We start from the raw sequence: 23,024 nt of genomic DNA on the forward strand, positions 1-23,024 counted from the left end.
TTACGCGCCGGGTGGGGCACATCGCAAGCGATGTCTCCCCTGGGTGTCCCGTGAACCGGGTGCACAAACCTTTCACCTGAGAGAACAACCGGATGAGGTGAAACATATCCCACATACCGGACATAGAGTTGACAGAGAAGGTGTGAGCCGCTGTCCTAGTGGGCATGCTCGCGAACTTGGCACTCTCGACGACCCGCACCAGCGGGCTCCTCGGTGCTGCCCACGCGCGCTGTTGCTGTTCCTGTTCCAGCTGTTGAGCCGTCCCGCTTCCAGCTGTCGAGCCCGCTCCGGAGCCTCACCGCCCGAGCTTCTCTCCCCGCTCCATCGCCTGACCCTCCCTCGCGACACCCCAGCACTCACGTTGAGGAACCACCGCACCATGAACAGCGACAGCGACCTCCAGATCGCCGGCGACATCCTCGAAGTCACGCACCTCCTCCAGCCCGCCCGCGAGCACCCGGCCACCGTGGCCGAGTTCGTCGGCCTGGCCCGCACCATCGCGGCCGACCGCACCCAGTGGGCCCACCTCGTCGAGTACGACGCGACCAGCCGCTGGTACCACCGCCTGCGCACGGGCCCCGGCTACGAGGTCTGGCTGCTCTCCTGGGTGCCCGGCCAGGGCAGCGGCACGCACGACCACGGCCGCTCCTCCGGCGTACTCACGGTCCTGGAGGGCGAACTGACGGAGCGTACGGAGCGCGGGCAGCGCGCGCTCGGCGCCGGGAACCAGCGCGTGTTCGCGCCCGGGTACGTCCACGACGTCGTCAACGACTCCCTGGAACCGGCCGTCAGCCTGCACGTCTACTACCCCGGCCTGACCGAGATGCCGATGCACGCGGCGCAGTGCGGCGTGCGGGCGGCCGCTCCGGCCGCCGGAGATGTCGTGACCGCCTGACGCACTGTCGTACCTGCCTGACATGCTGGGGTCCATGCGCATTGTGGTCCTGGCCGGCGGTATCGGCGGCGCCCGTTTCCTCCGCGGGCTCAAGAAAGCCGCGCCTGACGCGGACATCACGGTCATCGGCAACACCGGTGACGACATTCACCTGTTCGGGCTCAAGGTCTGCCCCGACCTGGACACCGTGATGTACACCCTCGGCGGCGGCATCAACGAAGAACAGGGCTGGGGACGTACGGACGAGACGTTCAAGGTCAAGGAAGAACTCGCGGCGTACGGCGTCGGGCCCGAGTGGTTCGGGCTCGGCGACCGTGACTTCGCCACGCACATCGTGCGGACGCAGATGCTGGCCGCCGGCTTCCCGCTCAGCGCGGTGACGGAAGCCCTGTGCGAGCGCTGGCAGCCCGGCGTGCGGCTCATCCCGATGTCGGACGACCGCGTCGAGACGCATGTCGCCGTGACCGTCGACGGCGAGCAGAAGGCCGTGCACTTCCAGGAGTACTGGGTGCGGCTGCGGGCCTCCGTGGACGCGCACGCCGTCGTGCCGGTCGGCGCGGACCAGGCCAAGCCCGCACCCGGCGTCCTGGAGGCCATCGCCGACGCGGACATCGTGCTCTTCCCGCCGTCGAACCCCGTCGTCAGCGTCGGCACGATCCTCGCCGTGCCGGGCATCCGCGAGGCCATCGCCGACGCGGGCGTGCCCGTCGTCGGCCTCTCCCCCATCGTCGGGAACGCCCCCGTGCGGGGCATGGCCGACAAGGTGCTCGCGGCCGTGGGCGTGGAGACGACGGCGGTCGCGGTCGCCGAGCACTACGGCAGCGGACTGCTCGACGGCTGGCTCGTCGACACCGTGGACGCCGGGGTCGTGCAGCAGGTCGAGTCGGCGGGCATCCGGTGCCGGGCGATCCCGCTGATGATGAGCGACGTCGACGCGACAGCCGAGATGGCGCGCGCGGCACTCGCCCTCGCGGAGGAGGTGCGGGCGTGACCTCCTCCCCGGCGGCCGGTCCCCCGTCGTTCCGCGTCTGGGCCGTGCCCGGGCTGCCCGAGGTGCGGCAGGGGGACGACCTCGCCAAGCTGATCGCCGCGGCGGAGCCGGGCCTGGCCGACGGGGACGTGCTCCTCGTCACCTCCAAGATCGTCAGCAAGGCCGAGGGGCGGATCGTCCGGGCGGACGACCGCGAGGCGGCCATCGACGCCGAGACCGTGCGCGTCGTCGCGCGCCGCGGCACCCTGCGGATCGTCGAGAACCGGCAGGGCCTGGTGATGGCCGCCGCCGGGGTCGACGCCTCCAACACCGCCGCCGGGACCGTGCTGCTGCTGCCCGAGGACCCCGACGCGTCGGCGCGTGCGGTGCGGGACGGGCTGCGGGACGCCCTGGGCGTGGACGTCGGCGTCGTGGTCACGGACACCTTCGGGCGCCCCTGGCGCGACGGCGTGACGGACGTCGCCATCGGGGCGGCGGGCGTGCGCGTCCTCGACGACCTGCGGGGCGGCGCCGACGCGTACGGCAATCCGCTGACCGCGACGGTCGTCGCCACCGCGGACGAGCTGGCCGCCGCGGGCGACCTGGTCAAGGGGAAGACCGGCGGGCTGCCGGTCGCGGTGATCCGCGGTCTCGCGCACGTCGTCGGCGGGACCGGCGAGGGGGCGCGGGCCCTGGTGCGTCCGTCGCGGGACGACATGTTCCGGCTCGGGACCTCCGAGGCCGTGCGGGAGGCGGTGACGCAGCGGCGGACCGTGCGGGAGTTCACGGACGAGCCGGTGGACCCCGGGGCCGTGCGGCGGGCCGTGGCGGCGGCGGTGACCGCGCCCGCGCCGCACCACACGACGCCGTGGCGGTTCGTCCTGCTGGAGTCCGCCGAAGCGCGGCTGCGGCTGCTGGACGCGATGCGGGACGCGTGGGTCGCGGACCTGGAGCGGGACGGGAAGTCCGCGGAGTCCGTCGCCAAGCGGGTGCGGCGGGGTGACGTGCTGCGCAAGGCGCCCTATCTGGTGGTGCCGTGTCTGGTGACGGACGGCTCGCACACGTACGGGGACGAGCGGCGGGACGCGGCCGAGCGCGAGATGTTCGTGGTCGCGGCCGGGGCCGGGGTGCAGAACTTCCTGGTCGCGCTCGCCGGGGAGCGGCTTGGCTCCGCCTGGGTCTCCTCGACGATGTTCTGCCGGGACGTCGTCCGCCGGGTCCTGGACCTGCCGGACTCCTGGGACCCCATGGGGGCGGTGGCCGTGGGGCACGCGGCGGTTGAGCCCGCGGCTCGGGCCGTGCGGGATCCGGGGGACTTCGTTCAGGTGCGGTGAGGCTGCCCTCCCGGGCGGGGTGCGGGCGCTGGCGGCTGAGGGCAGGGGGCTGTGCTTCGGGTGCGGGTCGTGGGGGGCTTGTCGCGCCGTTCCCCGCGCCTCTTTCTCGCGGTCCCTTGATGCGTCGGGGCGGGTTCGACGTGGTTGCTCGCGCCGTACCCCGCGCCCCCTACCGGGCTCCTCTGCGGGCCTACAGCGCCCCGATGTTCCCCACCGGCATCCGGGGCTGTCTGCGGGCCGGTGTGCTGCCGCTCAGGAGGATCAGGCGGGCCGCCCGGTGGCGCTGGCCCTCGTAGGGGGCCAGGAGCCGCAGCATCTCCTCGTCGTCCGCCGTGCGGTCGCGTGCCAGCGCGTGGCCGACGATGCCCGGCAGGTGCAGGTCGCCGACCGTGACCGCGTCCGGGGCGCCGTTGCTGCGCTGGATCGTCTCCGCCGACGTCCACGGGCCGATGCCCGGGATCAGCTCCAGGCGGGCCTGCGCCTTGAGCGGCTCCATCGCCGCCGCCTCCTCCAGGCGTGCGGCCACGCGTGCCGCGCGCAGGATCGTCGACGCCCGCTTGTCGTCCACGCCCGCCTTGTGCCACTCCCAGGACGGGATCAGGGTCCAGGTCCTCGGGTCCGGCATCACGTGCAGCCGCAGCTGGGCGGGGGCCTGTCCGGGGGCCGGTTCGCCGAACTTGCGGACCAGGAGGCGCCAGGCGCGGTAGGCCTCGTCCGTCGTGACCTTCTGCTCCAGGATCGACGGGATCAGGGACTCCAGGACCAGACCCGTGCGGAGCAGCCGCAGGCCGGGGCGCCGGTGCTCGGTGACCGCCAGGAGGCGGTGGCGCGGCGTGAAGGCCGCGGGGTCGTCCGCGTCGCCGAGCAGCTCCGGGAGCCGGTCCAGGAGCCACTCCGCTCCCGGGCCCCAGGCCTCGGCCTCCACGGTGGTGCCGCGCAGGGCCACCCGGAGCGTGCCGGGGCCCTGCGGGGTGCGGCTCGCCCGCCAGGCCGAGCCGTCCGGGGTCGTACGGAACGTGGGGTCTGCGGGCCCTCTGCGCAGGGGGCCGACCGTCAGGCCCAGGTTCAGGGGGTAGGGCGGGGTCCAGGTGCGGGTGCGGGCCGTCGTGGCCCGGCGGGGCACGCCCTGAGGGATCGCCGTTTCGCCGCCGCGCACCGTGGTGCGGGTGGGGCGCGGGGCGAAACGGGATGACATCTGTACGAGGGTAAGGGCTTCAGTGACCGGGCGAGCCCCGATTCACTGGTCCGAGGAGAACCGCACCGACCCGGCGGGCAGCCGCGCCCCGCACCACACCCGCAGGCCGTCGCGCAGTTCGTTGTCGGCGCCGACGTCCGCGCCGTCGCCGATCACCGCGCCCGCGAGGACCGTGCGGGCGCCCACCCGCGCGCCGGCGCCGATCAGCGAGTCCGTGACGACCGCGTTCGGTTCGACGACCGCGCCCGCGAGGACCGTGCTGCCGTCCACCCGCGCTCCTTCGCCGATCACCGCGTGCTCGCCGACGACCGTGCCGCCGGTGAGCTTCGCGTCCGGGGCGACCGTGGCGGTCGGCAGGACCAGGCGGTCGCCGCAGCGGCCGGGGACCGCGGGGGACGGGGCGCGGCCGAGCACCAGGTCGGCGGAGCCGCGTACGAAGGCCTGGGGGGTGCCCAGGTCGAGCCAGTACGTCGAGTCGACCATGCCCTGGAGATGGGCCCCGGAGGCGAGCAGGTCGGGGAAGGTCTCGCGTTCGACCGAGACCGGGCGGCCCACCGGGATCGTGTCGATGACCGAGCGGCGGAACACGTACGCGCCCGCGTTGATCTGGTCGGTGACGATCTCCTCGGGGGTCTGCGGCTTCTCCAGGAAGGCCTGCACCCTGCCGGTCCCGTCGGTCGGCACCAGGCCGAACGCGCGGGGGTCGGTGACCTTCGTCAGATGCAGGGAGACGTCCGCCCCCGACTCCTCGTGGGTCGTGACCAGGGCACGGATGTCCAGGCCCGTGAGGATGTCGCCGTTGAAGATCAGCACCGGCTCGTCGGGGTCCGAGCGCAGGCGCGAGGCCACGTTGCGGATCGCGCCGCCCGTGCCGAGGGGCTCGGACTCCGTGACGTACTCGATGTGCAGGCCGAGCGCCGAGCCGTCGCCGAAGTACGGCTCGAAGACCTCGGCGAGGTACGAGGTCGCCAGGACGATGTGGTCCACGCCCGCCGCGCGCGCCCGCGCGAGCTGGTGGGTGAGGAACGGCACGCCCGCCGCCGGGACCATCGGCTTGGGGGTGTGCACCGTGAGCGGACGGAGCCGGGTGCCCTTGCCGCCGACCAGGAGGATCGCTTCTGTCACCTGTCGTCTCTGCTTCCTGCTGGGGCCGGCCGAACTTGAGTCGCGGCCGGCCAGTGTATGCAGATGGCTTTGCAGATCGTGCAGTGCGCTGTGCGGGTCGTGCGGTGTGCTGTACCGGTCGTGCGGAGTGCTGTGCGGGTCGTACGCCGGGCGGTACGGGCCGTGCGCCGTGCGGTACGGGTCGTGTGCCGTGCCGCGGACTCAGCGGCCCTGGTACCTGGCCGAGGTGGAGCGGGCCTTGCCCAGCTTCTGGTAGAGGCGGCTGCCGGGGCACTCCGTGGCGAAGCCGTCCCGGTGGCCGGAGATCACGTGGAGCCGGACCTTGCTGCCCTTCTTGTACAGATTCCCTCCCCCGGACTTCAGGTAGGTCTTCCCGCGCGGATTGGCGCCGTACAGGCCGAGCTTCCAGGCGCTCAGCCGGGCGACGGCGTTGACCGCGGCCGCGGGCGGACTGGAGTACCCGAAGCTGCCGAGGACGGCGATGCCCATGCTGTTGGTGTTGAAACCGAGAGTGTGGGCCCCGAGGACGGGCTTGGCCACACCTCCGGCACGTCCTTCGTAGATGCTTCCGCACTTGTCGACGGCGAAGTTGTAGCCGAAGTCACGCCAGCCGCTGCTCTTGACGTGGTACCGGTAGATGCTCCGCAGCACCGAGCCCGCCTGTGAGCAGCGGTAGTTGTTGCCGGACGCGCTGTGGTGCACGAACGCCGCCTTCACCGACTTCGTGTACGCGAAGTCCTTCTCGCGGAGCTTCTCGTCCGCGCCCCAGCCCTTGCGGGTGATGATGCGCGGCCGGGGACCCACGTAGGGCCTGGCCTTGCCCGCGGTCTCCGGGCCGCCGCGGGCCGCGAGGAGGTCGGCCTCCGTCTCCTTCTTGGAGAGCTCGGGGATGACGGCGGCGCCGAGCGGGGCGAGGTCGGCGTTGACCGCGGACGCGGCGGCCGTCTCGGCGGTCAAGGCCGGGGCACGGGGGCCTTCGGGGACGGAGCCCTGCGGGGGCGGCTCGGCCCCGGGGTCGACGAGTTCGAGCCGCAGGCCCGCCGGGAGCGCCTGTCCGGCGAGGTCCCGCGGGGAGCGCTCGGCGCCCCGGTGCTGCGCCGCCTCGCCCCGTACGCGGATCTCGACCCCGTCGGAGTCGCCGACCCACAGGGGTGCCGTGGAGCCGCGGACCCGGCCCGTGGCCCGCTCCGGGTCGTCGGGGTCCGCGGCGTGGTCGTGGTTGTGCGTCTCCACGGGCTGCCAGCCGGACCAGCTGCCGGTGCCGCTGGCCCGGGTGCGGACCTGGACGCTGCCGTGCAGTTCGTCGTCCGGGTCGTCCCAGATGACGCCTACCAGGGAGAAGGGCCGGACCTCCCGCTGGAGCAGGCCCTGTTCGCGGGACGCGCCGCCGCCCGAGGAGCGGTCGGAGCCGAGTGGGGTGAGCGCGAGTGACTGGGTGCTGCCCGGCACCGATTCCACGGAAGGCCCGGCGGGCGATACCGCGGCCGGGGTCGCGGCACGGGCGCCGGACGACGGCAGGGTGAGGGGCAGGGCCAGGGCGGCCGCGCACGTGACGCCGATCGAGGAAGCTAGAAATCCACGCATACGTCTGATAGTTGGCATAACCCCACACTTCTGTCCATTGGGGAATTGACGGACCGTCGGTTCATTCCGCCGAACCGGTGGCCCGCACTCCCCCGCCACGCCCGGGCGCCGCGGAGCACGCGCGTACCCTTGCGCCCGTGAACGCCACCGACCGCACCCCTGCCGACCTGCTGCGATCCGCGCTCGCCGCGGACCCGGGCCGCCCGCTCATCACCTTCTACGACGACGCCACCGGCGAGCGCGTCGAATTGTCCGTGGCCACCTTCGCCAATTGGGTGGCCAAGACCGCCAATCTGCTCCAGGACGATCTCGCCGCCCAGCCCGGCGACCGGCTCGCGCTGCTGCTGCCCGCGCACTGGCAGACGGCGGTCTGGCTGCTCGCCTGCTCGTCCGTCGGCGTCGTCGCGGACGTGGGCGGCGACCCGGCCGCCGCCGATCTCGTCGTCAGCGGCCCCACCTCGCTCGACGTGGCGCGAACCTGCTCCGGGGAGCGGGTCGCGCTGGCGCTGCGGCCGCTCGGCGGGCGTTTCCCGCAGACCCCCGAGGGCTTCGCGGACTACGCGGTCGAGGTGCCGAGCCAGGGCGACCGCTTCGTGCCGTACGCGCCCGTGGATCCGCAGGAGGCCGCCCTCGCGGTCGCCGGGGCGGGCGAGCTGACGGGTGCCGGGCTGGTGGAGCGGGCGCGCGCCGATGCCGCCGCGCAGGGGCTCGCGCCCGGCTCCCGGCTCCTGTCCGGCCTTGCGTACGACACCTGGGAGGGCCTGAGCGCCGGTCTGTACGCCCCGCTGGCCGCGGGCGGCTCCGTGGTGCTCTGCCGCCACCTCGACCAGCTCGCCGCTGCGGGTCTGGCGAAGCGGATCGAGGACGAGCGGGTCACGGCCACCGTCAAGTAGCGCCGCGCCTCCCGCTGCCCCCGGCCGTCCCCCGCCTCCCCCGTTCGGCTCAGCCGGGCCCCTGGCCCGCAGGCCCCCGGCGCCCCGCCGGTCCATGGTCGTAAGAGCGCACCATGCACCGACGTCGCTACGAGGGGTGGCCCCACACGTGTCCGACACCGCAGGCACGCCCGCCGGACCGGAACGACCGGACCCGGACGGCGCCCCGCCTGAGCCGACGGTCACGTACGGACCCGGCGCGGGGTCGAGCCCCACGGGTGCGGGCGTCGCCCGGCGCAGGCGGCGCTGGCTGCGCTGGACCGCGATGGGCGCCGCCGGGCTCGTCCTGGTGGCCGGGGGCGCGGGCTGGGCGATCTACAACAAGCTCGACGGCAACATCACCGAGGACACCGACGCGGCGGCGGAGCTGGCGCGCTACGACAAGGAGCGCCCGACGGCGCTGGTGCACGGCGCGCAGAACATCCTCCTGATCGGCTCCGACACCCGCTCCGGGCGCGGCAACAAGAAGTACGGCCGCGATCCGGGCACCCAGCGCTCCGACACCACGATCCTGCTGCACCTCGCGGCCGACCGGCGCAGCGCGACCGCGGTGTCGATCCCGCGGGACGTGATGGTGGACATCCCCCGCTGCCGCAAGAGCGACGGTTCGCGGACGCGGGCCCAGTTCGCCCAGTTCAACTGGGCCTACGAGTTCGGCGGGACGGCCTGCACCATCCGTACGGTCGAGAAGATGACCAAGATCCGGGTCGATCACCACATGGTGGTGGACTTCGCCGGGTTCAAGGACATGGTCGACGCGGTCGACGGCGTCCAGGTCTGCCTCAAGGCCCCGATCAACGACCGCGACGCCCATCTGCGGATCGCCGCGGGCAAGCAGACCCTCGACGGCGAGCAGGCCCTCGGCTACGTGCGGGCGCGCAAGAGCATCGGCAACGGCAGCGACACCGACCGGATGGACCGCCAGCAGCAGTTCCTCGCGGCGCTCGTCAACAAGGTGCAGAGCAATGACGTCCTGCTCAATCCGGCGAAGCTCTATCCGGTTCTCGACGCCGCCACTTCTTCGCTGACCACGGACCCGGCGCTGGCGAGTTTGCGTGGTTTGTACGAACTGGTGCGCGGCATGCGCAACATCCCCACAGAACAGGTGCAGTTCCTCACGGTGCCCCGGCGGTCGTATGTCTACGACGCCAATCGGGATGAACTCGTGGAGCCCGCGGCTGACGAACTCTTCACCCGGCTCCGAACGGACGCACCCCTTCAAGTGACGCGCACCGCGCCCTCGACCTCGCCCCGCGACGAGCGGGCCGAGGGCTACGAAGACTCCTCGGAGTACGACGATTCAGAGGACTCCGGGGACTACGACGACTCCGGCAACTCGGCGGACGACTACAGCGACGAGAAGCCCGACGACCCTTCTCCGCCGCCCAGCCCCGCTCCCACATTCCGCGGCAACACGGCCGCCGGAACGACCTGCGAGTAAAGCCATCCTCAAGCGCAAGACCGCCCGAACAAAGAAATAGGGCGGATTGCCCAGTTGTAGGGGAGTGGAATTTGTCACCGGCGTCGTTCAGCGCTGAACTGGCCGGATAGTGTGAGCGATCCGGTGCGCAGGGCCCTTCCGGGCCGCGCACCGCTGAACGACTGACCGAGCGCCTTTCTTGAGGGGGGAATGGCGCCGCGTGGCCCCGACGGAGGACGCAGACAACCGTGGACGCGCAAGGCCGTGGGCGGGCGGAGAACATCGACCCCGCAGACCAGTGGGTTCTCAACCCGGACACCGGCGATTACGAACTGCGACTGAGCCCTTCCGGAGGGCAGTCGGCAGTGCCTGGACCCCGCAGATCGACGCGGTCCTCGACACGCCAGGGAACGCGCGGCCGCGGCGACGGCCGGCGCGACGAGAAGCGTGACGAGCAGCGTGACGTGCCGCCGCAGCGCAGGAGGCGGGCTCCGCAGCCAGAGGCCGCCGGCGGCCGGCGCAAGCAGAAGCCGAAGAAGGCCAAGGGCAAGAAGATCCTGATGTGGACGGGCGGCTCGCTCGCCTTCGTCCTGGTCGCGGTGGGTGTCGGCGGGTACGTCTACTACCAGCACCTCAACGACAACATCAGTTCGATCGCCGACGACGGCGCGAGCACCGGCGGCTTCAGCAAGGACCGCGCCATCAACATCCTGGTGATGGGCACGGACAAGCGCAGCGGCAAGGGCAACGAGAAGTACGGCGACAAGAACAGCGTCGGCCACGCCGACACGACGATCCTGCTGCACGTCTCCAAGGACCGTACGAACGCCACCGCGTTGAGCATTCCGCGTGACATGATCACGGACATTCCGGACTGCCCGACGACGATGGAGGACGGCTCCAAGAAGACGATCCCCGGCAGCCAGGGGGCCCGCTTCAACGAGAGCCTCGGGCAGAAGGAGCGCACGCCCAGCTGCACCATGCGCACGGTCACGGAGATCACCGGGATCGTGCCGGACCACTTCATGGTGGCCGACTTCAACGCGGTCAAGACGCTCTCCAGCGCGGTCGGCGGCGTCGACGTCTGCCTGGCCAAGGACATCGACGACCCGGACTCGCATCTGAAGCTGCCCGCGGGCAAGCACACCATCGAGGGCGAGGACGCGCTGGCGTTCGTCCGCACGCGCCACTCCGTGGGCACCGGCGGCGACCTGAGCCGCATCGAGTTGCAGCAGCAGTTCCTCAGCTCGCTGATGCGCAAGCTCAAGTCGAACGACACGCTGACCAGCCCGACGAAGATGATAAAGCTGGCCGAAGCGGGCACGAAGGCGCTCACGGTCGACTCCAAGATCGCGGACATCATGAAGCTCCGCGACCTGGGCATGGAGCTCGGCAAGCTCGACATGAAGAACCTCAGCTTCGCGACCGTGCCCGTGGTCGACAACCCGGCGGAGAAGGTCCACACGACGGTCGTCGTGAACGAGGCCAAGGCCGACCCGCTCTTCGCCATGATGCGCGCGGACGAGTCGCTGACCGCGGTGAAGAAGAAGGAGAAGAAGGAGAAGGCGGCGGTGGCCGCCCGGCTCAAGGGCAGCAAGTCCGCGGCCTCCGACGTGCGCGTGAACATCTACAACGGCAGCGGAAAGACCGGCGCCGCTCAGGCAACTCTCACGTACTTGCAGAACACTGAGGGCATGGCCAAGGCGAGCCAGCTCGGCAACGCGCCGTCCGACCTGAAGAAGACGACGCTGGAGTACGCGCCCGACCAGGCCGACCAGGCCCGGCGGCTCGCCGACGTCATGGGGCTCTCCGGCTCCGCCATGAAGCCCGGCAAGAGCGAGAAGAACTCGCAGGGGCTTCCCGCCATCAAGCTGACGCTCGGCGGCGACTTCAAGGGGGCCGGGGTGCCGATCAGCACTCCGTCGAAGGCGCCGGAGGGCATTCAGAAGGTCGAAGCGGACAAGACTGTGTGTGCGAAGTGACCTGAGGCGGCCGTTCTGCGTCTCACTGGGCGCAGGACGGCCGTATTTCGGGGTAGCGCGGGGAGGGACAGGGGATGGGGAAGAGCAGCGTGCGTGGGGAGGGGGCGCGACCACGCGTCCCGCACGCCAGTGATCTTGGCTTGGAAGAGAGCCCGCCGCACGAGGGAGGGGAGCCCTCGGCGGGCAGTGGGCATCGGAAGCGGGGCCGCGGGGGTGGTGGCGGTGGCGGGCGTGCACCGCGTCCAAGACGCCGGATACTCCGCTGGTCGGCGACGATCCTGTCGGTGCTCATCCTGGGCACGGCCGGCGCCGGGTACCTCTGGTACCAGCATCTGAACGACAACCTGGAGACCGACGACCTGAACCTCGGCGAGCACCGGGCGCCCGAGCCCACGCCGAACGCGGCGGGCCAGACCCCGCTGAACATCCTGCTCATCGGTTCGGACGCGCGGGACTCCAAGGAGAACCAGAAGCTCGGCGGCGCCAAGGAGACCTTCGGCGGCACACCGCTCGCCGACGTCCAGATGCTGCTGCACCTGTCGGCCGACCGCACGAACATGTCGGTCATCAGCATGCCGCGCGACACCCTGCTCGACATCCCCAAGTGCACCGACCCGGACGACGGCAAGGTCTACGAGGCGTCGACGCAGCGCACGATGACGAACCAGACGCTGGGCCGCGGCGGCCCCGGCTGCACGGTCGCCACCTGGGAGAAGCTCACCAACATCCACATCAACCACTTCATGGAGGTCGACTTCGCGGGGGTAGTCTCCATGGCCGACGCCATCGGCGGCGTACCGGTCTGTGTGGACGCCAACATCCACTCGCGCGACAGCCAGGGCCACGGCTCCGGTCTGAAGCTGCGGAAGGGCACCACGGACATCAAGGGCGAGCAGGCCCTCCAGTGGCTGCGCACCCGCTACGGCTTCGACGGCGGCACCGACATCAGCCGGGCCAAGGCCCAGCACATGTACATGAATTCGCTCGTGCGCGAGCTGCGGGACAACGCCAACCTGAGCAGCCCCAACAAGCTGCGCAGGCTCGCCGAGACGGCCACAGAGGCGCTCAAGGTCGACGACGGCCTGGGCACCGTGAAGAAGCTCTACGACCTCAGCAACGAGCTGAAGAAGGTCTCCCCGGAGCGGACCACGATGACGACCATGCCGTACGAGTACGTGGGCGCGCGCGTCATCCCCAAGCCGGGCGACGCCGAGCAGCTGTTCCGTCTCGTGCGCGACGACATCTCGCTGGACGGCAAGGGCAAGAAGAAGCCGGCCAAGGAGAAGCTCTCGGACGATCCGGCTGCGGCGGACGACGAGATCGCCGTGCAGGTGCAGAACGGCACCCGTACCGACGTCGAACCGCCGGTCAGCGGGCGGGCGAGCACGGTGACGCAGATCCTCGCCGGGAAGGGCTTCGCCAAGGCGGCGGCCGACACGACGACGGCGCTCGCCCAGGAGAAGACCGTCGTCAGGTTCCCGAGCGCCGACCTGGAGGGCGACGCCCAGCGGGTCGCCAAGTCCCTCGGGATGAAGCTGAGTTCGGTGAAGAAGTCGACGGACGTCTCCGGGGTCACCCTGGTCGTCGGCGCCGACTGGCGGGAGGGGAACACCCCGCCCAAGTCCAAGCAGAGCGACAAGACGCCGGACTCGGCCGAGGCGCTCAACGGCTCGGACAAGAAGGCGTGCATGCACGTGGACCCGCAGTTCACCTGGAAGTGACGGACGGACCCGGCCCACCAGGGGTGGGCCGGGTCCGTCGTGGTGTGTCAGGGTCCGTCGGGGTCCGTCAGGGTCCGTCGGGGTCCGCTCGGGCGTCCGCCGCCCGGGATGTGCCTCAGACCTCGCTCGTGCCCCGGACCTCGTCGAGGACGGCCGGGCGGCGGGAGGCGATGACCTTCTTGGCCAGGGACCGCGGGCTGGTCAAAAAGCCCCAGCCCCACGACATGTGCATGGTCGCGAGCGCCACGGGGATCTGGAGGCGCGCCTTCAGCGGCAGCCCCTTGCCCGCGGGCAGCGAGCCGGCCGTGATCGCCGCGAGGTAGCCGGCCGGGACGACGAAGCCCCAGGGCGTGACCAGGGCGCCCACCACGACGCCCGCCGCGATCGCGCAGACCGCGGTCGGCGGGGCGAGGTAGCGCAGGTTGATGGAGCCCTCGTGGTAGCGGGCGACGACGTGGCGCCAGCGGCCGTAGTCCTTGTACTGCTTGGCGAGCGCCTTCACGCTCGGCCGGGGGCGGTACTGCACCTTCAGCTCGGGCGAGAACCAGATGAGGCCGCCCGCCTCACGGATGCGGAAGTTCAGCTCCCAGTCCTGGGCGCGGATGAACTCCTCGTTGTACCCGCCCTGCTGCTCCAGGGCCGCGCGCCGGAAGACGCCGAGGTAGACGGTCTCGGCCTGCTGGGCCGCGCCGCCCGTGTGGAAGGCCGCGTTGCCGACGCCGATCTTCGACGTCATGGCGGCGGCGACCGCGTGCTCCCAGTCGTTCTCGCCCTCGGCGTGCATGATGCCGCCGACGTTCTGCGCGCCGGTCTCCTCCAGGAGGCGTACGGCCGTGGCGATGTAGCCGGGCGACAGGATGCCGTGGCCGTCCACGCGCACCACGATCGGGTGGCTGGAGGCCTTGATCGCGGCGTTCAGGGCCGCGGGAGTGCGGCCCGTGGGGTTCGGCACGGTCTGCACCCGCGCGCGGTGGCCCGCGGTCTCTGCGACCAGTTCGGCGGCGATCTCGTCCGTGCGGTCCGTGGAGGGACCCAGCGCGACGACGACCTCCATCTCCCCGTCGTACTCCTGCTCCAGGATCGCGGAGACGGCAGCACGCAGATGCCGTTCCTCGTTGAGCACCGGCATGATCACGGATACGGCAGGAAGCTGCTCGTCGGGCGTCGCGTTCATCGGTGTCACGTTACCGCGAATGGGGGACACGGGTGCGCGCCGCCCGGCCTGCTGCCCCGGGTCGCAGATCGTATGGGCCTACGGTTCTCGCGTCCCCCGGCCCATCACGCGTCCCTTCCCGTCCGGCCAGGCCCGTCACCGCGGAGGTGTCCCCCCACGTGCCCACACCGCCCCGCCGCTCCCCCACCCCGCCCCCGCGTGGCCCGCGTCCGCCCCGTGCGAGTCAGCCCGCGCAGCCGCCGGCGGGGCGGCCGGCCCAGCAGCGCAGGCGGCCGCGGTGGGTCATGCGGGTGGCGGTCACCGTCTCCGTGACGGTGCTTGCGGCGGCCGGGATCGGGCACGGGGTCGTCACCGGTCTGGGCACCGAGATCGCCCGGGTGGACGCCTTCAAGGACATGAAGAACCGGCCCAAGGCCGGCAACGGCATGAACGTCCTGCTGGTGGGCACGGACGGCCGGGAGAAGATCACCAAGGCCGAGAAGGAGAAGTACCGCCTCGGCGGAGCCCCCTGTCACTGCACGGACACGGTCATGATCGTGCACATCTCGGAGGACCGGGACCGCGCCAGCGTCGTGAGCCTGCCCCGGGACAGTTACGCCGAGATGCCCGAGCACGTCGACCGGAACTCGGGCGACAAGCACCGGCCGCATCCGGTCAAGCTGAACGCGGCGTACGCGGAGGGCGGCCCCAACCTCACCGTGCGGACCGTCGAGAACATGACGAAGGTCAAGATCGACCACTATCTGGAGGTCGACTTCACCAGCTTCATGAAGACCGTGGACGTGCTCGGCGGCGTCGAGATCTGCACGACCCGCCCGCTGAAGGACTCCTACACGGGCCTCGACCTGGCGGTGGGCACGCACAAGCTGAACGGCGGCGCGGCGCTCCAGTACGTCCGCACCCGGCACGTCGACGGCTCGTCGGACCTGGGGCGCATGCAGCGCCAGCAGCGGTTCCTGGCGGCGCTGATCTCGAAGGCGACCGGCAGCGGGGTGCTGCTCAACCCGCTGAAGTTCCGTGACGTGTCCCGGACGCTGCTCGGCTCGGTCCGGGCCGACGAGGGCTTCGGGACGAACGAGATGCTGGCCCTGGGGCGGGCGATGCGGGGCTTCTCGCCGTCGTCGTCGGAGTTCACCACCGTGCCGCTGCGCAGCAAGGGCGTGCTGGTGCCGGGCATCGGCTCGACGCTGAAGTGGGACCCGGCGAAGTCGGCGAAGCTCTTCCAGGCGCTGCGCGACGACCGGCCGCTGGCCGCGCACAACACCGCGCGCAAGGCCATCGTGGACGTGTCGCCGCAGCAGATCCGGGTGCAGGTCGACAACGCCACGGGCCTGCCGGGCCTGGGCAAGCGGGTCGACAGCGGCCTGCGGGCCACCGGCTTCCGCACCTCGCGGGCCCCGGGCAATCTGCCGGGCGCCCCGCTCAAGCGCACCGTCGTCGCGTTCGACCCGCGGTGGGACCGCTCGGCGAAGTCGCTGGCGACGGCGCTGCCCGGCAGCCAGCTGCGGGCGGTGAAGGGCCAGGGGGCCACGCTGAAGGTCTTCGCGGGCCAGGACTTCAAGCGGGTCAGGCCGGTGCGGGCCGAGGACGCCTACCAGGGCGAGTTCGGAGCGCTGACCGGCGACCAGGTGGTGTGCCGGCAGAACGCGTGAGGGGGCGGCTCCCCGAGGGCGCTACCGCGTCGGGTGGCCGGACGGTTTCCGGCTTTCGGTTCCGGCTTCCGGCTTCCGGCTTCCGGCTTTCAGCTTCCCCGACGCTCCCGCGTCCGGCGTCCGGCGTTCAGTCGTCGAGGCCCTCGGCGGCCCGTGCCTGGCGCAGTTCCTTGATGGCCCGGCGGCGCGCGAGGCGGTGGGTGCGCCGGATCTGCGCCTCCTGGTACCTGCGGCGGTCCCGTTCGGTCTCCGGGAGCACCGGCGGCACGCCCCGCGGCTTGCCGTCCGCGTCGACGGCGGCGAAGACGAGGTAGGCCGAGCCGACCTGCTGCGCGGGCGTGGATTCGTTCCAGCGCTCGGCCAGGACCCGGACGCCGACCTCCATGGAGCTGCGGCCCGTCCAGTTCACCTGCGCCTTCACATGGACCAGGTCGCCGACGCGCACCGGCTCCAGGAAGGCCATCTCGTCCATGGACGCGGTGACGGCCGGTCCGCCCGAGTGCCGTCCGGCGACGGCCCCCGCGGCGTCGTCCACCAGTTTCATGATCACACCGCCGTGCACCGTGCCGAGGAGGTTGGTGTCGCCGTGGGTCATGATGTGGCTGAGAGTCGTGCGGGACGCCGATGTCGGCTTGCCCGGAATCTCCGATTCCGTGCCGGGGGCCAGGTCTGTCATGAGCTCCACCCTATGTCTGACGTACGGGACGGCCGCGCCCGGCCGCTTTGCATCAGCTCTGCAACAGCCCTGAACCGAAATCCCGTCTGCCCTGTGAGGCACATGGCCGGAGACGGCACACTGGGCCACATGAGCGATTGGCCTGACGACCAGGGCAACGGCCGCGCGTACGGCCGTGGCAGCGGGAGCGCGCAGCCTGAGGGCGCCCGCAGGATGCGGCATGTCCAGCGCGGCGGCCCGTCCGGCCGACCGGGCCAGCAGCAGGCGGGAGGCGTCCCCCAGCAGCCCGCGTACGACGACGGGTACGGCCAGCCGTACGGCGACGCCCGCGACGAGATGTTCGAGCCCCGGAGCCCCCGCCAGGACGGCTACGACAGCGGCTACAACACCGGCCAGGTCTACGGCTCACCGAACGCCGGCGGCCAGGGCGGCGGCTACCGCCAGGGCGGCGAAGGCGACGACGGGTACGGCCCCCGCGCCTCCCGCCCCGCCCCGAACTGGCGCCGCCGCATCAAGATCGGCTCGATCACCCTGGTCGTGGTGCTGCTCGCCGTCTCCATCGGGACGTACTTCTGGGCCGACTCCAAGCTCAAGCGCGAGGTCGACCTCTCCAAGGTCATCGAGCGCCCCGAGGGCGGCGCCGGCACGAACTACCTGATCGTCGGCTCCGACAGCCGCGAGGGCATGTCCGACGAGGACAAGCAGGAACTCCACACGGGCTCCGCCCCGGGCAAGCGCACGGACTCGATGATGATCCTGCACGTCGCGGACGACGGCGGGAACACGATGATCTCCCTGCCCCGCGACTCGAACGTCACGATCCCGTCCTTCAAGGGCGCCGAGTCCGGCAAGCTCTACCCGAACCAGGGCCGCCAGACGAAGCTCAACGCGGCGTACGCGGAGGACGGCCCCGAGCTGCTGGTGCGCACCGTCGAGTACAACACCGGCCTGAAGATCGACCACTACGCCGAGATCGGCTTCGGCGGCTTCGCCAAGATCGTGGACGCGGTCGGCGGCGTCGAGATGGACATCCCCAAGGGCTTCAAGGACGAGAAGTCCGGCGCCGACTTCGAGGCGGGCAAGCAGACCCTCGACGGCAAGCAGGCCCTGGCCTTCGTCCGTACGCGCTACGCCCTGCCGGGCAGCGACCTGGACCGCACCAAGAACCAGCAGAAGTTCCTCGCGGCCCTGGCCAACCAGGCGGCGACGCCGGGCACGGTCATGAACCCCTTCAAGCTCTACCCCACGATGGGCGCGGGCCTGGACACGCTGATCGTCGACAAGGACATGGGCCTGTTCGACGTGGCGTCCATGTTCTGGGCCATGAAGGGCGTCACCGGCGGCGACGGCAAGTCCATGAACATGCCGCTCGCGGGCTCCACCGGCGGCAACCTCCTGTGGGACAAGGCCAAGGTCAAGCAGATGGTGCAGCAGCTGAACAACGACGAGAAGGTCACCGTCTCCGGCGGCTGACCGACTCCCGCCCACGCCACAAGGGCCCCGCCGTTCGCTCGGCGGGGCCCTTCGCGTGCCGCAGCCGCGGCCCCGTACCCCGAACGCTTCGCCCGCCGTGAAGCCGCGGCTCCCGCGTGTCACGGTGGACCGGACCCACCCTTAAGTCCGGAGCACCCCCATGGCAGAACTGCAGGTCCGACCCGACACCACCGCCGAAGCCGGGGCGCTCGACCGGCCCCCCGCGCGGTCCCCCGAGCCCCCACCGATATCCGAGCCGGGACCGGTGCGCGAAGCCGCGCCGGACCCGCTGCGGCGCGCCCGCGCGCTGCTCGCCGCCCACCCCGTCGCCGACGGCTTCAGCGGGCTGCCCTGGGCCCTGCGCGGACTGCCCTGGTACGACCTGGAGCTCGGCGACAGCGCCGTGGACGCCGACGTGCCCCGGCTGCGGGCCGGCGGCGTGGGAGCGCAGCTCTGGTCCGTGCACGTGCCGGACAGCGTCCCCGCCGACCGCGTCCTGGGCGCGACCCTCGAACAGCTCGACCTCGTCAAGCACGTCGTCGCCGCCCACTCCGAGGGGCTGCGGCTGGCCCGCTCGGCGTCCGAGGTGGCCGACGCGCGGCACTGCGGACGCATCGCGATCCTGATGGGCCCGGCGCGCGCGGAGGCGCTGGGAGACTCGCTCGCCACGCTGCGCGCCCTGCACGCCCTCGGCCTGTGCTCGCTCACCCTCTCCGGCACGTCGTGGGCGGGCCCCGACGGTCTGACGCCGTTCGGCGAGGAGGTGGTGCGCGAGCTGAACCGGACCGGGGTGCTCGCCGAGCTGTCGGGCGCCTCCGAGGCCACCGCGCACCGGGTGCTCGCCGTCTCCAAGGCGCCCGTCCTGTTCAGCCGCTCGGGGGCCCGCGCGCTGCGGGACGCACCGGGGAACCTGCCGGACGAGCTGCTCGGCGCGCTCGGCGCCGCCAAGGGCCTGTGCCTGGTGCCCCTGGCGGCCGAGCAGACCGGTGCGACGATCGGCGAGGTCGCCGACCACATCGAGCACGTACGCCGGCTCGCGGGCCCGGAGTGCGTGGGCCTCTCGGGGACGTACGACACCCCGTCCACGCACCCCGAGGGTCTGGCCGACACCTCGCGCTATCCGCACCTCGTCGCCGAACTCGTCGCACGTGACTGGTCCGACGACGACCTCGCCCGCCTGACCTGGGGCAACGTCCAACGGGCGCTGCGTGGCGCGGACTTCGCGGCACGGGCGGCACGGGAACGGCTGCGCAGACAGGCGGGCGGCTGAGGACTGACGGCTGACGCCTCGGTCGGCCGATACGGCTGACGGCTCAGGCGGCCCGCGGCTCGGTCCGCGTCGATCCGGCAGAGGCAGAAGGGATGCCCCGCCGGATCGGCGCAGACCCGGGATCCGGACAGCCGACCACGATGTCGCGCAGGGTTCCGACGGGTGCCCGGCGGGGTCGGCGTGCACACGAAGAACTCGGCGCACGGCCCCGGGCTCAGGCGGAGGGGCGGCCCATCGCCCGGTACGTCCAGCCCGCCGCGCGCCACACCGCGGGGTCCAGTGCGTTGCGGCCGTCCAGGATCAGGCGGTCCGACGCGACCTCGCCGAGCGCGGCCGGGTCGAGCTCGCGGAACTCGCGCCACTCCGTGAGGTGCAGGACCACGTCCGCGCCCCTGACCGCGTCCACGGCCGTCTCCGCGTACCCGAGCGTCGGGAAGAGCCGGGCCGCGTTCACCATCCCCTTGGGGTCGTAGACCGTGACCTGGCCGCCCTGGAGGTGGATCTGCCCGGCGACGTTCAGCGCGGGCGAGTCACGTACGTCGTCGGAGTCCGGCTTGAACGTGGCGCCGAGTACCGCGACCCGCTTGCCCAGGAAGGAGCCGCCGCCCAGCGCCTCGCGCGCCATCTCCACCATCTGCCCGCGGCGCCGCATGTTGATGGAGTCGATCTCCCGCAGGAAGGTCAGCGCCTGGTCGGCGCCCAGCTCCCCCGCCCGCGCCATGAACGCCCGGATGTCCTTGGGCAGGCAGCCGCCGCCGAAGCCGATCCCGGCCCGCAGGAACTTCTTGCCGATCCGGTCGTCGTACCCGAGCGCCTCGGCCAGCTTCACCACGTCGCCGCCCGCGGCCTCGCACACCTCGGCCATCGCGTTGATGAACGAGATCTTCGTGGCGAGGAAGGAGTTGGCGGCCGTCTTCACCAGCTCGGAGGTCGGGAAGTCCGTCACGACGAAGGGCGAGCCCTCGCCGACCGGACCCGCGTACACCTCGCGCAGGAGCTTCTCGGCGTGCGCGCTGCGGACGCCGACGACGATGCGGTCCGGGTGCAGGGTGTCCTTGACGGCGAAGCCCTCGCGCAGGAACTCGGGGTTCCAGGCCAGCTCGGCCTCGGCGCCCGCCGGGGCGTTCGCGGCCAGTTCGCGCGCGAGGCGGTCCGCCGAGCCGACCGGCACGGTCGACTTGCCGACGACCAGCGCGGGGCGCGTGAGGTGCGGGGCGAGCTGCGCGAAGGCACTGTCGACGTAACTCATGTCGCAGGCGTACTCGCCGTGCTTCTGCGGGGTGTTCACGCAGACGAAGTGCACGTCGCCGAAGGCCGCGACCTCCGCGAAGTCCATGGTGAAGCGCAGCCGCCCGCTGGAGCCCTCGATCCCGGCGACGTGCTTGCGCAGCAGCTCCTCCAGGCCGGGCTCGTACATGGGGACCTCGCCCCGCTGCAGCATCTCGATCTTCTCGGGCACGACGTCGAGGCCGAGCACCTCGAAACCGAGCTCGGCCATGGCCGCGGCGTGCGTCGCACCGAGGTAGCCGGTGCCGATCACGGTGATCTTGAGGGCCATGCGGTGCTCCAGGGGTCTACGGCCGTCAGTGCGGTGCCCGAGCATAGTCGGGCCCTTGACCGGGCACGTTTCCGCCATCGCCGCCCGCGGAACGGCCGCTGTCGGCAAGCTCACGTATCCCTCACGTGAGCCGCCCTCTAAAATTTGGGTTACTTAACGGTAATTAGCATCCTTGGAGCGTGAGAGACCTTGGCCGGATCGGCTGATTTCGACCTGTACCGCCCGTCCGAGGAGCACGACATGCTCCGCGACGCGATCCGTTCGCTCTCCGAGGCGAAGATCGCGCCGTTCGCCGCGGCCGTGGACGAGGAGGCCCGCTTCCCGCAGGAGGCGCTCGACGCCCTCGTCTCCTCCGACCTGCACGCCGTGCACGTCCCGGAGAGCTACGGCGGCACGGGCGCCGACGCGCTCGCCACGGTCATCGTGATCGAGGAAGTGGCCCGCGTGTGCGCCTCGTCCTCGCTCATCCCGGCCGTGAACAAGCTGGGCTCCCTCCCCGTGATCCTCTCCGGGTCCGAGGAGCTGAAGAAGAAGTACATGACGCCGCTGGCCAAGGGCGAGGGCATGTTCTCGTACTGCCTCTCCGAGCCGGACGCCGGTTCGGACGCGGCGGGCATGAAGACCAGGGCCGTGCGCGACGGGGACTCCTGGGTCCTCAACGGCGTGAAGCGCTGGATCACCAACGCGGGCGTCTCGGAGTACTACACGGTGATGGCCGTGACCGACCCCTCCAAGCGCTCGAAGGGCATCTCGGCCTTCGTCGTGGAGAAGTCGGACGAGGGCGTCTCCTTCGGCGCCCCGGAGAAGAAGCTCGGCATCAAGGGCTCGCCGACCCGCGAGGTCTACTTCGACAACGTCCGCATCCCCGCCGACCGCATGATCGGCGCGGAGGGCACGGGCTTCGCCACGGCGATGAAGACCCTGGACCACACCCGCATCACGATCGCGGCCCAGGCGCTCGGCATCGCCCAGGGCGCCCTGGACTACGCCAAGGGGTACGTCAAGGAGCGCAAGCAGTTCGGCAAGCCGATCGGCGACTTCCAGGGCGTGCAGTTCATGCTCGCGGACATGGCCATGAAGATCGAGGCCGCGCGTCAGCTCACCTACGCGGCGGCGGCCAAGTCGGAGCGCGGCGACGCGGATCTCACCTTCCAGGGCGCGGCCGCCAAGTGCTTCGCCTCGGACGTGGCGATGGAGGTCACCACGGACGCCGTCCAGCTGCTCGGCGGCTACGGCTACACCCGTGACTACCCCGTCGAGCGCATGATGCGCGACGCGAAGATCACGCAGATTTACGAAGGCACGAACCAGGTCCAGCGGATCGTCATGGCCCGCAACCTGCCGTAACCCGCACCGCACCACCGCTCGTCCGTCGCCCTCTCCCTGTCACAGGGGGAGGGCGATGTGCGTGGGGGGGCGGGGGCAGGGCCCGCCGCCGGGTCAGCGGCCCGGGGTGCGGTTCAGGCGGAGGGCCGAGACCAGGAAGAAGATCCCGCCGAGCAGGGCGTAGCCGGCGAGCGTGCTCAGCGAGGCGTCGTCCTTGCCGGCCTGTGCGACGAAGGAGGCTCCGGCGAGGGTGGAGATGGCGCCGCTGGCGATCATCGGCCACTGGCCTCCCATGCCGCGCCGCAGGACGCCGACGATCAGCTGGACGACGCCCGCGGTGATGGCCCAGGCGCCCCAGACCCGCAGGACGGCCGGGATGCCGGAGGACGCCGCGGCGACCAGACCCGCGGTGGTCAGGGCGCTGAGCGCGATGTTCACGTGGAGGCCGCGCACCGGTCCGCCGGCCGCGCGGGCGGCCCGGGCGTCGACGACCGCGCACGCCAGGTCGAACAGGGGATAGACCACCAGCAGGGTCGCGCTGAGGACGCCCAGTGTGCCCGCGGACGTGAACAGCAGGGCGGCCCAGACCGCGGCGAACGCGAAGCGCACGAGGTACAGCCTCCGCAGTGCCGCGGAGGCTGCTGCCGCGGTGGCGGGTGCCGTGGGGGCGGGGGTGGCGACGGCGGTGTCCATGAGGGGGTCCTTCCGGTGGAAGCGCGTGGCGCGGGCATGACGCC

General features: G+C 71.8%; 18 protein-coding genes. 11 read left to right on the forward strand and 7 right to left on the reverse strand.

From position 1 onward, the window contains the following. Positions 1 to 379: 379 nt before the first annotated feature. From QBL25_RS18010 to QBL25_RS18020, 3 genes are read left to right on the forward strand one after another with little or no spacing between them, the layout of a single operon-like run. On the forward strand, positions 380 to 895 hold the full coding sequence (locus tag QBL25_RS18010) for a cysteine dioxygenase (RefSeq protein WP_409058055.1): 516 nt from the start codon (positions 380 to 382) through the stop codon (positions 893 to 895). 34 nt (positions 896 to 929) lie between these two features. Beyond that, positions 930 to 1,886 (forward strand): 2-phospho-L-lactate transferase, encoded by a 957-nt coding sequence (gene cofD, locus QBL25_RS18015; RefSeq protein ID WP_409058056.1) that lies wholly within the window; start codon positions 930 to 932, stop codon positions 1,884 to 1,886. Further along, a complete protein-coding gene (locus tag QBL25_RS18020) occupies positions 1,883 to 3,199 on the forward strand; it encodes a coenzyme F420-0:L-glutamate ligase (RefSeq protein WP_409058057.1) in 1,317 nt (438 codons plus the stop codon). Before cofD ends, QBL25_RS18020 begins: the two co-directional genes overlap by 4 nt. A gap of 190 nt (positions 3,200 to 3,389) precedes the next feature. On the opposite strand, the gene QBL25_RS18025 is transcribed toward QBL25_RS18020, so the two are convergent. The 3 genes from QBL25_RS18025 to QBL25_RS18035 all read right to left on the reverse strand — a co-directional run bounded on the left by QBL25_RS18025 (position 3,390) and on the right by QBL25_RS18035 (position 7,103). After that, on the reverse strand, positions 3,390 to 4,394 hold the full coding sequence (locus QBL25_RS18025; protein ID WP_409058058.1) for a DNA-3-methyladenine glycosylase family protein: 1,005 nt from the start codon (positions 4,392 to 4,394) through the stop codon (positions 3,390 to 3,392). Between the two features lie 42 nt (positions 4,395 to 4,436). Beyond that, positions 4,437 to 5,519, reverse strand: a complete 1,083-nt coding sequence (locus tag QBL25_RS18030; RefSeq protein WP_409058059.1) for a sugar phosphate nucleotidyltransferase — start codon at positions 5,517 to 5,519, stop codon at positions 4,437 to 4,439. Between the two features lie 201 nt (positions 5,520 to 5,720). Then, positions 5,721 to 7,103, reverse strand: coding sequence for an N-acetylmuramoyl-L-alanine amidase (locus QBL25_RS18035; RefSeq protein ID WP_409058060.1), 1,383 nt, complete (start codon positions 7,101 to 7,103; stop codon positions 5,721 to 5,723). 137 nt (positions 7,104 to 7,240) lie between these two features. On the opposite strand from QBL25_RS18035, the gene QBL25_RS18040 reads away from it, so the two are divergent. The 4 genes from QBL25_RS18040 to QBL25_RS18055 all read left to right on the forward strand — a co-directional run bounded on the left by QBL25_RS18040 (position 7,241) and on the right by QBL25_RS18055 (position 13,158). Next, positions 7,241 to 7,996: a TIGR03089 family protein gene (locus QBL25_RS18040; protein WP_409058061.1), complete on the forward strand. Its 756-nt coding sequence runs from the start codon at positions 7,241 to 7,243 to the stop codon at positions 7,994 to 7,996. Positions 7,997 to 8,144: 148 nt separating this feature from the next. Beyond that, the gene (locus tag QBL25_RS18045; RefSeq protein WP_409058062.1) at positions 8,145 to 9,476 is read left to right on the forward strand and encodes an LCP family protein; all 1,332 of its coding nucleotides are present in this window, start codon (positions 8,145 to 8,147) and stop codon (positions 9,474 to 9,476) included. Between the two features lie 227 nt (positions 9,477 to 9,703). Continuing rightward, on the forward strand, positions 9,704 to 11,437 hold the full coding sequence (locus tag QBL25_RS18050) for an LCP family protein (RefSeq protein ID WP_409058063.1): 1,734 nt from the start codon (positions 9,704 to 9,706) through the stop codon (positions 11,435 to 11,437). A gap of 74 nt (positions 11,438 to 11,511) precedes the next feature. Then, complete coding sequence (locus tag QBL25_RS18055; protein WP_409058064.1) at positions 11,512 to 13,158, forward strand: LCP family protein; 1,647 nt, start codon at positions 11,512 to 11,514, stop codon at positions 13,156 to 13,158. Between the two features lie 115 nt (positions 13,159 to 13,273). Here QBL25_RS18055 and QBL25_RS18060 read toward each other — a convergent pair whose 3' ends face one another. Beyond that, positions 13,274 to 14,332 (reverse strand): glycosyltransferase family 2 protein, encoded by a 1,059-nt coding sequence (locus QBL25_RS18060; protein ID WP_409058065.1) that lies wholly within the window; start codon positions 14,330 to 14,332, stop codon positions 13,274 to 13,276. Between the two features lie 284 nt (positions 14,333 to 14,616). Between QBL25_RS18060 and QBL25_RS18065 the strand changes: the two genes are divergently transcribed. Next, positions 14,617 to 15,984, forward strand: coding sequence for an LCP family protein (locus QBL25_RS18065; RefSeq protein ID WP_409058066.1), 1,368 nt, complete (start codon positions 14,617 to 14,619; stop codon positions 15,982 to 15,984). Between the two features lie 127 nt (positions 15,985 to 16,111). On the opposite strand, the gene QBL25_RS18070 is transcribed toward QBL25_RS18065, so the two are convergent. Next, on the reverse strand, positions 16,112 to 16,660 hold the full coding sequence (locus tag QBL25_RS18070) for an acyl-CoA thioesterase (RefSeq protein WP_351163175.1): 549 nt from the start codon (positions 16,658 to 16,660) through the stop codon (positions 16,112 to 16,114). Positions 16,661 to 16,789: 129 nt separating this feature from the next. On the opposite strand from QBL25_RS18070, the gene QBL25_RS18075 reads away from it, so the two are divergent. Then, the gene (locus QBL25_RS18075) at positions 16,790 to 18,133 is read left to right on the forward strand and encodes an LCP family protein (protein WP_409058067.1); all 1,344 of its coding nucleotides are present in this window, start codon (positions 16,790 to 16,792) and stop codon (positions 18,131 to 18,133) included. A 160-nt stretch (positions 18,134 to 18,293) separates the two neighbouring features. Continuing rightward, positions 18,294 to 19,403 carry a dipeptidase gene (locus QBL25_RS18080; protein WP_409058068.1) on the forward strand — a complete coding sequence of 370 codons (1,110 nt, stop codon included), beginning with the start codon at positions 18,294 to 18,296 and terminating at the stop codon, positions 19,401 to 19,403. A gap of 214 nt (positions 19,404 to 19,617) precedes the next feature. Here QBL25_RS18080 and QBL25_RS18085 read toward each other — a convergent pair whose 3' ends face one another. Further along, complete coding sequence (locus QBL25_RS18085; RefSeq protein ID WP_409058069.1) at positions 19,618 to 20,961, reverse strand: UDP-glucose dehydrogenase family protein; 1,344 nt, start codon at positions 20,959 to 20,961, stop codon at positions 19,618 to 19,620. A gap of 189 nt (positions 20,962 to 21,150) precedes the next feature. Here QBL25_RS18085 and QBL25_RS18090 point away from each other — a divergent pair, with 189 nt between their 5' ends. Then, on the forward strand, positions 21,151 to 22,308 hold the full coding sequence (locus tag QBL25_RS18090; protein ID WP_409058070.1) for an acyl-CoA dehydrogenase: 1,158 nt from the start codon (positions 21,151 to 21,153) through the stop codon (positions 22,306 to 22,308). Between the two features lie 93 nt (positions 22,309 to 22,401). Here the strand turns inward: QBL25_RS18090 and QBL25_RS18095 are convergent, their stop codons facing one another. Continuing rightward, complete coding sequence (locus tag QBL25_RS18095; RefSeq protein ID WP_409058071.1) at positions 22,402 to 22,980, reverse strand: hypothetical protein; 579 nt, start codon at positions 22,978 to 22,980, stop codon at positions 22,402 to 22,404. Positions 22,981 to 23,024: the final 44 nt, after the last annotated feature.

Origin of the sequence: Streptomyces sp. SYP-A7185, assembly GCF_046103685.1 — a bacterium.
Classification (GTDB): domain Bacteria; phylum Actinomycetota; class Actinomycetes; order Streptomycetales; family Streptomycetaceae; genus Streptomyces.

Excerpts from the sequence above, each read along its gene's own strand:
- QBL25_RS18010 (WP_409058055.1), top strand. The coding sequence starts at position 380 with ATGAACAGCGACAGCGACCTCCAGATCGCCGGCGACATCCTCGAAGTC.
- cofD (WP_409058056.1), top strand. The coding sequence starts at position 930 with ATGCGCATTGTGGTCCTGGCCGGCGGTATCGGCGGCGCCCGTTTCCTC.
- QBL25_RS18025 (WP_409058058.1), bottom strand. The coding sequence starts at position 4,394 with ATGTCATCCCGTTTCGCCCCGCGCCCCACCCGCACCACGGTGCGCGGC.
- QBL25_RS18035 (WP_409058060.1), bottom strand. The coding sequence starts at position 7,103 with ATGCGTGGATTTCTAGCTTCCTCGATCGGCGTCACGTGCGCGGCCGCC.
- QBL25_RS18055 (WP_409058064.1), top strand. The coding sequence starts at position 11,512 with ATGGGGAAGAGCAGCGTGCGTGGGGAGGGGGCGCGACCACGCGTCCCG.
- QBL25_RS18060 (WP_409058065.1), bottom strand. The coding sequence starts at position 14,332 with ATGAACGCGACGCCCGACGAGCAGCTTCCTGCCGTATCCGTGATCATG.
- QBL25_RS18065 (WP_409058066.1), top strand. The coding sequence starts at position 14,617 with ATGCGGGTGGCGGTCACCGTCTCCGTGACGGTGCTTGCGGCGGCCGGG.
- QBL25_RS18070 (WP_351163175.1), bottom strand. The coding sequence starts at position 16,660 with ATGACAGACCTGGCCCCCGGCACGGAATCGGAGATTCCGGGCAAGCCG.
- QBL25_RS18075 (WP_409058067.1), top strand. The coding sequence starts at position 16,790 with ATGAGCGATTGGCCTGACGACCAGGGCAACGGCCGCGCGTACGGCCGT.
- QBL25_RS18080 (WP_409058068.1), top strand. The coding sequence starts at position 18,294 with ATGGCAGAACTGCAGGTCCGACCCGACACCACCGCCGAAGCCGGGGCG.
- QBL25_RS18085 (WP_409058069.1), bottom strand. The coding sequence starts at position 20,961 with ATGGCCCTCAAGATCACCGTGATCGGCACCGGCTACCTCGGTGCGACG.
- QBL25_RS18095 (WP_409058071.1), bottom strand. The coding sequence starts at position 22,980 with ATGGACACCGCCGTCGCCACCCCCGCCCCCACGGCACCCGCCACCGCG.